Origin of the sequence: [Clostridium] cellulosi (assembly GCF_036762875.1) — a bacterium.
GTDB classification, from domain to species: Bacteria; Bacillota; Clostridia; order Oscillospirales; family Ethanoligenentaceae; genus Ruminiclostridium_D; species Ruminiclostridium_D cellulosi.
Map to the genome: position 1 here is coordinate 36,894 of NZ_JBAIZF010000026.1, position 11,701 is coordinate 48,594.

An 11,701-nucleotide genomic window follows, 5' to 3' on the forward strand; every position below is an offset into this window, starting at 1 on the left:
TTATTGGTCAGCAGCTATTAACCCCATTTATTGTCAGATTTTAAACAAATGTACTCTTTGGGAAATTGGCTAAATTATTAAAAAGTTGCCAAAGGAACAGTTGATTATCTGCTCCTTTGACTTACTCTACTATTGCCCGTTTTTAAAAGCAAAGCTATTTACAAATGAGATAATTAATATAAAGATAAGAAAAATAATCCATGACTCCAAAGAAACATTCATGGCTTTTTGGGCAATAATATTGATGAATAGAAGTAAAATACCGATTAAGGCATCAACAAAAAAAACTTTAAAAAATTTATTAATACGCATATTATGACCTCAATTAAAAATTTTGAATTACATACCTAAAGTGATTTTGCCATCAAATCCGGAAATTGCAAACAACAAAATATATACGCTTCCGTTACAAGGATAATTAAATGTGACTGAACTTGGGAAAAATTTGTTTGCTACACATGCCCCTATAATGCCAGCAAGTCCCGGAACAATTGCTGCGGCTACACCTCCTGTAATTCCAGCCGCCGCCAAGGCTGCTGTTGCAGCCGCAGTAGCTCCAACACCGACAGCAGCATTAAGGACACTCTTTGTAATTGTAAATTGAATGTTTGCACCGCCATTAACATATTCCATCTCTTCATTGTCAAGTGCGATCGCATTCATAGGCAATGATAATACTGCTTCCATTTTAAACACTCCTTTATTTTACTATTATTCTAATAAATCTGCAAATATTGCCAACACAAATCTCCGTTGGCTTATAATTGCCCATTGGAACCATCCTCTTTCCCCAAATACTATTTCAACACCGTATGTACGGCGTTAAAACCTGTGTCTGTACCTCGCTGTCCTCATGAGTTGCGGATAAACGATAGTTCCGATGCTTTGCAGGACTATATTATTTTACGTCTTGCCTGATTGGCATGAAGACATCGGCAAGTAGATACTGATCATTCTGGTTTACGAAAACTGTATAGCTGCTGCCGTCCAATTTTATGTCATTTTCAAAAGCGTAAACGGACGCCTTCATACTGGCGTATTGCAGATCCTGGACACTGCCTGTAAAGCGTACAAACAGACACGGCGACACACGAATTAACGGCTCAAATGTATATGGTGATTCGCAGCTTTCAGCAGGTTTGGTGAGCTGTAAAATTATTTTCGTGTTGAGTACTGGCCCACTGCCTTCTACACTCTTTGAGAGTGATGTTGAGGTTATAAGAGGGCCGCGCGTTTGCCAACCTTTAGTTTTTATGTATGACTGCATCATGTAAACTATACGCTGAATGTCGAATTTTGCATCAAGCGGTGCCCCATAGATTAATGCGTTTGTAATTTTTAAGGCTTTGTTTTCCCGAAGCTGTAATTTCTCTGACATTGCTTTCGTCAACTTCCTTTAAAAATTTTTCTTCAAGTCCGATTTCTTTGCGCTTTCTATCTTGCACTTAATTTTTATATCTAGCTTTTCGAAACAAATATTCCCCGCGTTTCTGCTAAGAAAATGTTTTAAAAATTAAGTTAGGAATAGCAGGGTATGATCATACCCTGCTAATTCCCTCCTTTTTTAATCAGCCATACTGCCAAAACTATGAGAGAAATTATTCCCATAATCATCTCTGAAAAGCAATAAAGGTCGAATGCAAACGATGATATAGGCAATCTTTTTAGAATGAAGGGTAAGATTAGTAAAATACACATTATAGACGAAATATAATATGGTATATTCTTTTTAATACAAATCACCAATTTCTAAGTTATTACCAATCAATCACTTGAAAAACTAAAGTTTAATAAGTGGAGAATAATCGGACTTTTCTGTTTTGCTTTGTTCAAGATAATTATAAAAAGGCGTAAAAATATATTTACCTATATATTTCTTAAAATTGAACACGAGTAAATAGTCCAATGGGAATGTACTAAAACTTATAAAGTCCCTATTTTTAGTTAGACGCCAAGACCAATTCCATAGGCAATTTTGCACAACAAAGATACCGCGGTGCCGACAGGTGTTCTATCCGGTCGGCACGCCTGTGGTACCTGTTGTTCTACATACAACAGCTGTAGTTCCAGATGCAGCAACAAGTAATGAGTTTTATAAATCGAATGGTATAAACTATGCGGTTATGTTTGCTATTTTTTAAAATGACGAGTTATCCTTAGATAAATAAAAACTACAATTCCTGCAATAATACCAATAATTACGGATTGAAGTACACTATTGACATTGTATTTTTTAAATATAGTTTCTGAAATTATTATGGCAATAACAATGTAAGCAATAAAGGCTATTAAAGCAGAAATTATTTTTAAAGATTTATTTTTCATTGTTATACCCTCAATTTATCGTAAATGAACAGCTTCCAAACGGTATCCAAATCTTCAAAGTGATGTCTTTATTTATATACTTTCTTGACAAACTGCCACCAATTATCCAGCCTAGTGCAGCTCCAAGAGAGCCGCCTATTAAACTTCCATAAACGGGGCCACAAGCGCTTCCTATAATTCCACAAATAATGCCACATATTGCAGAGCATAATGCAGTTGCTACATCTCGAAGGAAATCTCTCTTAAGTGTTAAGGTAAATGTTCCACCCCCATCAACATATTCCATCTCGTCAATGTCGAGATCAATCGCGTTCATAGGTAAAGTTAATACTGCTTCCATTAAAACACTCCTTTATTTTACTATTATTCTAATAAATCTGCAAATATTTCCAACACAAATCTCCGTTGGCTTATAATTGCCCATTGGAACCATCTTCTTTGTCAAAGATTATTTTAACACCATCGGGACATGGTGTTAAAACCTGTGTCAGTATGTAATCTCATCGCGGTCGTCATCAAGAGACATGTCCTCAGTTGCATCGTCCGTTTTTTCTACCCTTGATGCTGCAATAAGCTCATTTGCAGGTTCGTCGATTCCAACCTGAGACGCCCAAAGTTTATAGTATGCACCATGTTTTTTAAGGAGTTCCTCATGACTTCCACTTTCAACAATTTTTCCCTTGTCCATAACATAAATAATGTCGCACTTGCGTATAGTCGACAGGCGGTGCGCGACTATCAGCATCGTAGTGTTCTTCATTTTCTAAACAGTGTATCATAGATTTTTGCTTCGCTCATAAAGTCAAGATTGGAAGTTGCCTCATCAAGCAGCAGAATTTTTGGTTCTTTTACAAAGGCCCGCGCCAGTGCCAGTCGTTGGCGTTCACCACCTGATAAGTCAGCGCCAGCTTCCTGCAAGAATGTGTCATATCTTCCCGGAAGCCTGTCAATGAAGCTATCGCAGCCCGCATTTCTGCAAGCACTCGTGATTTGTTCATACGTAGCTGTTTTGTTCCCGTACTTAATATTGTTTGCTATGGTATCAGAGAAAAGCTCTACATTTTGCGGTACATAGGCTATATTTTCCCTAAGCGTTGATAGATCAAGTTCATCTATATTGTAGCCGTTAATCGTTATTTTGCCATTTTCAGCTTTCCACAAGCCCATAATAAGCTTTGACAGCGTTGTTTTCCCTGAGCCGCTTTCTCCGACAAGCGCCACTTTTTTGCCTTTGGGAATTATGAGACTGACACCGTTCAAAACCGGAGAGCGAGCACCATATCGAAAAACAACATCTTCCACTACAATATCGCCGCTTAAGCTTTCAGGCTTATGTTTCATTACACCGTCAGGCTGTTCAGGCTCAACTTCCAGAATTTCAGAGAGCCTGCGCATAGCCACGCTTGCTTCCTGAACACTTAGCTGTAAATTAATCAATCTGCCGATTGGTTCCATAAAATAACCTGATAAAGTTGCAAAGGTCATTAGAGTACCGAGTGTTATTTTACTATTCATAACCATGGATGCTCCGAGCCACATGATAACCATGTTTCCAACTGATGATGTAATGTTTGATATTGAACCCTGTGCGTTTTGCAGGACTCCTTCTCGGAAAGCTATCCGAAGCGACGCTATATATTTTTCCTCTATTTTCTCAAGAGTTTCTTTTTCATTTGCCATCGCTTTGACTGTTTCAATACCGCGAAGACTGTCGATTATCTGTGAATTTAACCGCGACTGTTGTTCCATCTGTTGCAAATTGATTTTTTTATAAGGGTGCTTGAATATAAACACCAGTGCCGCACTTATAAGCGTTAGAACTACAACCACAGTGAAAAGTGTACTGTTCATTATAAAAAGCATTACGGCAGATGCAAGCGCAAGCACAATATCAATAGCAAGTGAAAGGGTCATACCGGTAAATACATTCGCTATAGTAAAGGCATCGGAAAAACGGGTAAGTATGTCACCAGTTTTTCTTGTGGCGAAAAATTTAACGGGCAAAGAAAAGATGTGTTTAAAGTAGCCGATAAGCAATGGAATGTTTATTTTTTGTGAAAGATATAAAAGTATCTGCTGCCTTGTGGCTGAAATGCCTACGTTTACTAAAGCGATTAGAATAAAGGCTATACAAAATACAGCAAGCTGGTTTTTTAGATTATATGTAAGAATCTCATCGACAAGTACTTTGTTGAAAAATGACGACACAATTCCGAGAATGGTTAATATAACAGAGGCCACAATGGCTGAAGCAAAAAGCTTTTTCTGAGGTTTTAAAAGTTTGATAAATTTGCTTGCCATAGACTTATTACTTTTCTTTTCCGGTTTGAATTCGTTTGTTGGGGCAAGCAAAATCATAACTCCGTCAAATAATTCGAAAAAATCGTTGATATCCTGCTTTACCTTGCCTTTGGCCGGATCAGCATAAATAACCCTTTTTTTATTTACTTTATAGACAACTACAAAATGAGTAAGACCTTCTTTCGTAATTATATGTGCGATTGCCGGTAATGTATATTTGCTCAAAAAACCATCATGGTCGACACGAACTGCTTTTGCAATAAATCCAAGTTGTTCCGCCGCCATAATTAAACCTTTAACCGTAGTACCTTTGATATCAGTTCCGGCAATGTCTCTCAACTTTGTTATTGTTATATCTTTCCCATATGTAAGGCAAACCGTAGCAAGAGCTGCTGCGGCACAGTCTGTTGCATCATGCTGTTTAACACACTTGAATTTCAATATTCGTCACTCTATTCCTATTTCACAGTTTTGTTACCATAAATTATAATAAATAAATAATAAAATGTCAATATCATCAAAATTATGGATAATAAAAATCAAAACAATTAAATTATGTCGAGGTCAATATTTAATATACATAACTTTTTGAATCCATACCCCTATGCGGCAGAATCAACGTGATTTTCTCCGTAAATTGCCGGCAAAGTACCAAATAAGGTTATATACTACAGGAGGAACGATGCAGAGAAAGTATATTGGCTTAAGTCCATTTTCTATGCTCGGCTTTACGCCCAAAAAATATATGCTGTTAAAGGAAATTAGAAAATTAGTAACCTCATATATGATTTTCCCTTTTTTGCTGCGAATATTTAATAAAACATGAATCTGCCGTTCTCTCATTTAATTTTACCACCAAAATTTATGTAATATATTTCTTTGGACAATGAGCTCGTCCTATCAAATCATCTTGGATAATTAGACTTATAAATTAATTATAGTATCAAAAAATAAAAAATTCAACCACACATAAAGCGGTATGCAATTAATCTACCCAATGTCAGATATAGCTGTTATAATAATAGAAACTTGTCTTCAAGGAGTTATAGAAGTGTTAAAGAAATATAGAATAGGATTTGATTTTTGGGGATTATTATTGTTTTTGATAATTATGATACCCAACATACTGTGGTTTGCGATACCTGCGCCAAACGATATTCTTCGTACAGATTCATCTACCAAACCGATAGATGCGGTAGCGTCGGTGTGTCAGGTACTGATGGTTGTCACGCTATGTATTGTTGTAAATAGAGAAAAGAAAAAGATGGCTTTTTCACCAATAATTATCGCGGTATTACTTTGCTGCCTTGCCTATTTTGTGTGTTGGGGTTGCTATTATGCAGGGGCTATAAACCCAGTCGTCATATTAGGGCTTACGATTCCGCCATGTATTGCATTTTTATTATTATCAATAGAACGAAAGAATGTGATCGCGGTTATTCCGATTGTTCTATTCACCGTATGCCACTTAATATATGCAGTAATTAATTTTCTTATATGATTATAACTTGATTAAGCATGCCAATGGCCTTAGCTCTCAGGTTTAGAGCTAAGGTGTATTTGTTATGTAGCACTTTTCACAGCCTCTCAATAGAATTAATAATTATATGAGGCATGAGGATGGGAGCGGTTAATCCTCAAAAAGTATTTGTGCAGTACCGCGATATGATGACGCCGTATAAGCCTATTTTGGGCAGAAGTATACAGTTACCCACTCGGACAGGACAGCAGACATATTTGTGTTTGTGGCCGAGGGTTATGCGTTATGTTGCCAACAATAACTAAAGTAATGCAAGATGCCGCTATTATATTGCTTTCTCTTTCATATTGTACCTTAAAAATGTGACATTGTAATGCCCATGCCGATGCTACACTAATTGCTTGATTTTATCAGACCTTACATTTGGATATATTAAAAATCCAGCAACCTGTAACAGCAATTGTTGCTGGATTTTATAATTTACAAAATACGAACGACAGGCTATTTTTCCGCCCATGTGAAATCATAGTTCCCTTTGGCTTGGCTTGCCACAAACTTTACGGTGTACTTTGAAGAACTTTCTGGGATGAATGAATATTCTTTTGTGCCATTTTCATTTTCAAATAATGTTTTGCCGTCTGGGCTAATCAATAGAACCTGCAGATTCCCGCTCTCACAGTTTACACTGCATGTGATGTGAATTTCCTTATCTTTGGGGAAGCGCAATGATTTGGTCTTTACACCGTCAAAATACATAAATGATGCCTGGCACTTATTCTTAGTATTGTTTTCAATAAATCCTCTTTGCGTAGTACCGTCAGCTAAAAAGGGAATAAGAAATATAAAGATTAAAATTGCTGCTGCGACAGCGGCAATTAGAATTATCCTTTTTTTCATTTTTATCACCCCTTGCTAAATTTAAGGTGTCCAAGGATGTACTGTTTAATAAAACCCGCTTGCTTTAAACTTCTCAAATTGACATAATCAAAGGCTTTTGACATCAAGGGAGGGAATACCCCGTCCCTGGCCGTCAGTTATTTGTCTACTGTTTCCAAACTATGGCCTAATTATAAGTTACATATAATAATATGTCAATATTTATATAATGTTAACCACTTTATCGGTATATTTTTAATGTTACAGTATTGTTTTTTAATAATGCAATATACCAAAACCCCCGGGGATATCTGAAATACGATATCCCCGGTTACTGTTGAAAGCTAAATTAGATAAGTTTAAAATTATATGTAATATTATATAAACGAGGTGAAATTATGGCTACTACAGCTGAAATTGAGCAGGCGATTATGAGCCTTGATGGTGGAGAATATCAAAGGTTAATGGATGCTTACTTATGTAAAAAATGTAAGTTTAAAAATATTATGCCATATGGTAGTGATGTCGGATCCAACAAGACAACTAAAGGGACTCCGGATTCATATGTAATAGATGATGATGGAAAGTATATTTTTATACAATATGGACATACAAGTAATTCGTTTAAAAAAGTTAAAAAAGATATTGAAAAATGCTTAGATGAGAGTATAACGCATATCAGTAAGAATGATATTAAGCAGATAATATGCTGTTTTACAACAACAAATATAAGTCCCTCACAGAGAAAAGAACTTGATTCAATGTTTGAAAATCTAATACTAATAAATATCAGGGAAGTGGCTCAAGATATTTGTTATCATTTTCAAACGCTTGCAAGAGATTACCTTAACTTAAATATTGATACACATCAGATTTTCGATATAGATGATTTTATAAGGGAAAATGATGAATCCCAATTTTCAACCCCCTTAGATATGAAATTACTATGCAGAGATAGAGAAAAAGAAGAGTTGAAGGAATTAATCAAAAATCATCCTGTTGTAGTTGTTACTGGAAAATCCGGTATTGGCAAAACTAAATTGACATTAGAAGCATCTAAAGAATTTTGTGAAGAAAACAACTTCAGTTTGAAAATTATCAAATCTAACGGTGAGCCAATATATGATGATCTGGTTTCAGTATTTGATTATGATACTAGTTATTTAGTTATGGTTGATGACGCTAATGAACTAACACAACTTAATCTCATTTTTCAACTTTGCAACTCTTTTACAAAAAAATATAAGTTAAAAATTGTCATGACTGTTAGAGACTACGCAAAGAAAAAAGTTTATGAAACAGCATTATATATGAAAGTCAAATGTAATGAATATCCCCTTAAGAGTATAAAAGACGAGGATATAAAAAAGATATTATCAGAAAATTTAGAAATTAATAATCCAGAATACCAGGAACAAATATTAAATATTGCTAAGGGAAACATTAGATTAGCAATAATGGCAGGTAAGTGCATTATCAATAAAACCATGACGTTATACAATGCGATAGAGGTATTTGACATTTATTTTTACGATAGAATAAAAAAAATGAATACCAATCTGATTTTAGTTGCCGGAATCATCGCGATCTTTGATAGCTTTATTATCAAAAGCAATAGTTTACCATTAGAAATTGCGAATAAAAAAGGAATATCATACAAAGAATTTTGTGAAGCTTGTAATTATCTACATAAAGAAGAAATCGTGAATATTTTTGCTGAACATAAAGCTGTCAAGTTCAATAACCAAAATATGCGGGATTATATCTTGTATTATGTATTTTATAAAGAAAAATTGATACAACCTTCTTATATCATCAAAAGAATGTTTCCTAAGTATAGGTCACACATTGTCTATGCTTTTTATACATTAATTCAACTTTTTTATACGAAAGATTATTTTGATTATCTTCAGACAGAAATAAAGTTTGCTTGGCAAAATATAAAGAAAAGTGATAATAATACAAAACTACAATTCATAGAGAGCTTTATAGAAATAATACCTATTGAGTCCTTATCGGTGATAAAGAATCTGATAGAAAATCTTCCTGAATATCATTCGAATCTGGAAGAATACGATTTCATGGGAAAAAGTCACAACAATAATATAAAGTCTCAATTAATTCAGATATTAGCGAGATTTAAAAATACAGATTTGTTTCCGCAAGCTATTGAGCTTTCTCTTAAATATTTAGAACGTAATACAAAATACCCGATGGACTTATACTTATTATTTACAGATTATTGGGGATATGATGAAAATTCACATAAGTATAAGTACAAGAAAGAACAAGAATTGCTAGAGGCATTATATAGTCATTATCAAAGTAAAAACTCCATTACATCAGCTAGGTATTTGTTGTTATATATAGAGTATTGTTTAAAATTTCAATTTAATAAGCTTGTAAATTGGGATATCAGACCTATACCTTTGTATGAATGTTCAGAAATTTATAAATTAAGAGATATGTGTTTTGACGTGTTATCTCAATTATATAGAGATAACCACTATAGAAAATATGTGATAAATGCTCTAATGTCATATTCACCATACAAGGGTGAACATACGGATATTGTGAAACAAGATATGAATAGTTATAGCAAATACTTTGGAACAATTCTAAAAGAAGAAAATTTTCAAGATTGCTGTATAAATTATCATTTTTACACAATTTGTAGACGGTTAAAAATTCAGCCACCTGATGAGATAAAAGGTTTTAGAGGAAATAATATTTTTAGAATGTACATTATTTTTTCAAGAGATTATTCGATTGATGTTAAAAATTTTAAAGAAAGAATGGAAAAGCATAAACATGATGTAATGCAATTGAGTATGGACATAAAACCATTAGCTTATAAATACTTGTGGAACGAATTATCACGTTGTCAAATACATTGTAATAATTGGTTTATTTCAGAAAGTATCAGTATTACTTTTGAATCTTTAATAACTGATAAAGATAAATTTTTATCTGTTTTAGATTACTATATTGATGCAGATACTCCTTTTGATATTCGTTACTGTAATATTATCAGTAGCCTTTTAAAAGTTGTGGGTTTTAAAGAGGCTCTGCAGTATTTAGAGAGGAAACAGTTCAGCAACAAGAATAAATGGTTAACTGAGTTATACAATCACATACCGGATGATTTGATTAACAAAACTACCATAGAATCAATTTTTGCCTTATTGGATAACCAACATTTAATAAATCCCTCTACAATATTAAAAATCAATTCAATTGATAATGGATTTGCAGTAAAATACCTTGCAAAAATTAATGATATTGACGTAGATGGTAATTTGGCTGCGTCTCTGTTAATTAAAATTGATTATGATGAAGGTTTACAAGAACTTTTTGTACAAGCATCTTCTGATAATATTTCTTTGCTTGAGGATTTTTATATAAAGGCACTGCAATGCAATAGCAGTTTTGATTATTTTGGAAATCTATTAATTAGGATTGTTGACCAAGATAGATTATTCGTTAATAAGTTAGTAAAATTTATTCATTCATCAAAATATTCGGGCGATTATGAAAAAATTATGATATTTTGGAAGCAAAGCAATTATAAAGAACTAATACAAGCTACAGTTGACGCTATACTTTTGGATAATAAACAAAATAATTTTTCATTAATTTTAACTAATCTCTTTAGCCATAAAAATAACGATGATATTCTCGAATCAAAGCAAGAAGAGTGGCTGAATAATTATATTAAGAAAAACTCTACCAATATTAATATTATCCAAAGATTATTCAGCGATATAAGGAATTTACCTGAAGAACAAAGAATGTCGTCAATAATAACTTTCTGTGAGAATAATAAAAACTTTGAAGATTTTAAAAAAATCTACTTATTTCCGAATATGATAAGCTGGTGGGGAAGTGAAATACCGACTATTGAACAGAAAATTTCATTTTTGCGGGAAATAAAAGGTAGGTTAGCAGAACTGGGGCTTATAGAGCATGCAAATTATCTTGAAGATAAAATAACTAAATTTCAACAATATAAGCAACAGGTTTCGTTGAGCGAGTTTTTAGAAAATATATCATGAGTACCAATATACCAAAACCCCCGGGGATATCTGAAATACGATATCCCCGGGGTTTTATTGCAACCTTTATTGTCCTGATTATTTCTTTGTTTGGCACTTGTCAAATGCAGGGTTGAACGCATAGAAGTTCTTTGAGTTGAGATGGTCGGTGACAATGCGCAGCGCTTCGCCGAAACGCTGATAGTGTACAATCTCCCTTTGCCGCAGGAATTTGATCGGGTCGCGGACGTCTGGGTCCTCGGCAAAGCGCAGTATGTTGTCATAAACTGTACGCGCCTTTTGCTCAGCAGCCATATCTTCGTGCAGGTCGGTAATCGGGTCACCCTTGACCTGGATATATGCCGCAGTGAAGGGGTTTCCGGCGGCCGATACCGGATATACGCCTAATGTATGGTCTACAAAGTAATCTGCGAATCCGCCCTTTTTGATTTCCTCTTCGGAAAGGTTGCGGGTAAGCTGATGTACTATCGCACCGATCATTTCAAAGTGCGCCATCTCTTCGGTACCTATGTCATTCAATACTGCCTTAACCTTATCATACGGCATGGAGTAGCGCTGGCTCAAATAGCGCAGTGAAGCGGCAAGTTCACCATCAGGTCCCCCTTACTGAGCGTTGTGACAGCAAGTTTATTGTGAGCGGCTGCGTGCTCTTTGCCGTCTCTGA

The 11,701-nt window shown here is 34.6% G+C and carries 9 protein-coding genes and 1 pseudogene; 2 read left to right on the plus strand and 8 right to left on the minus strand.

Annotated features, from left to right (window positions below; translation table 11 throughout):
- Positions 1-339: 339 nt before the first annotated feature.
- The 6 genes from V6C21_RS07975 to V6C21_RS08000 all read right to left on the minus strand — a co-directional run bounded on the left by V6C21_RS07975 (position 340) and on the right by V6C21_RS08000 (position 5,067).
- Positions 340-687: a hypothetical protein gene (locus V6C21_RS07975; protein WP_034844509.1), complete on the minus strand. Its 348-nt coding sequence runs from the start codon at positions 685-687 to the stop codon at positions 340-342.
- A gap of 211 nt (positions 688-898) precedes the next feature.
- A complete protein-coding gene (locus tag V6C21_RS07980) occupies positions 899-1,378 on the minus strand; it encodes a hypothetical protein (protein ID WP_034836674.1) in 480 nt (159 codons plus the stop codon).
- 752 nt (positions 1,379-2,130) lie between these two features.
- Positions 2,131-2,325, minus strand: a complete 195-nt coding sequence (locus V6C21_RS07985; protein ID WP_034836672.1) for a hypothetical protein — start codon at positions 2,323-2,325, stop codon at positions 2,131-2,133.
- Positions 2,326-2,335: 10 nt separating this feature from the next.
- The gene (locus V6C21_RS07990; protein ID WP_479268761.1) at positions 2,336-2,665 is read right to left on the minus strand and encodes a hypothetical protein; all 330 of its coding nucleotides are present in this window, start codon (positions 2,663-2,665) and stop codon (positions 2,336-2,338) included.
- 147 nt (positions 2,666-2,812) lie between these two features.
- Entirely contained in the window at positions 2,813-3,085 is a 273-nt protein-coding gene (locus tag V6C21_RS07995; protein ID WP_479268762.1) for a hypothetical protein, read from the minus strand.
- Complete coding sequence (locus V6C21_RS08000; RefSeq protein WP_479268763.1) at positions 3,082-5,067, minus strand: peptidase domain-containing ABC transporter; 1,986 nt, start codon at positions 5,065-5,067, stop codon at positions 3,082-3,084. Before V6C21_RS08000 ends, V6C21_RS07995 begins: the two co-directional genes overlap by 4 nt.
- Before the next feature lie 655 nt (positions 5,068-5,722).
- Between V6C21_RS08000 and V6C21_RS08005 the strand changes: the two genes are divergently transcribed.
- The gene (locus tag V6C21_RS08005) at positions 5,723-6,127 is read left to right on the plus strand and encodes a hypothetical protein (RefSeq protein WP_479268764.1); all 405 of its coding nucleotides are present in this window, start codon (positions 5,723-5,725) and stop codon (positions 6,125-6,127) included.
- 480 nt (positions 6,128-6,607) lie between these two features.
- Here the strand turns inward: V6C21_RS08005 and V6C21_RS08010 are convergent, their stop codons facing one another.
- Positions 6,608-7,003 carry a hypothetical protein gene (locus tag V6C21_RS08010; protein ID WP_034836663.1) on the minus strand — a complete coding sequence of 132 codons (396 nt, stop codon included), beginning with the start codon at positions 7,001-7,003 and terminating at the stop codon, positions 6,608-6,610.
- A 377-nt stretch (positions 7,004-7,380) separates the two neighbouring features.
- On the opposite strand from V6C21_RS08010, the gene V6C21_RS08015 reads away from it, so the two are divergent.
- Positions 7,381-11,037 carry a hypothetical protein gene (locus tag V6C21_RS08015; protein ID WP_479268765.1) on the plus strand — a complete coding sequence of 1,219 codons (3,657 nt, stop codon included), beginning with the start codon at positions 7,381-7,383 and terminating at the stop codon, positions 11,035-11,037.
- A 78-nt stretch (positions 11,038-11,115) separates the two neighbouring features.
- Here the strand turns inward: V6C21_RS08015 and V6C21_RS08020 are convergent.
- Positions 11,116-11,640: pseudogene (locus V6C21_RS08020) on the minus strand (manganese catalase family protein); the annotation flags it as partial.
- Positions 11,641-11,701: the final 61 nt, after the last annotated feature.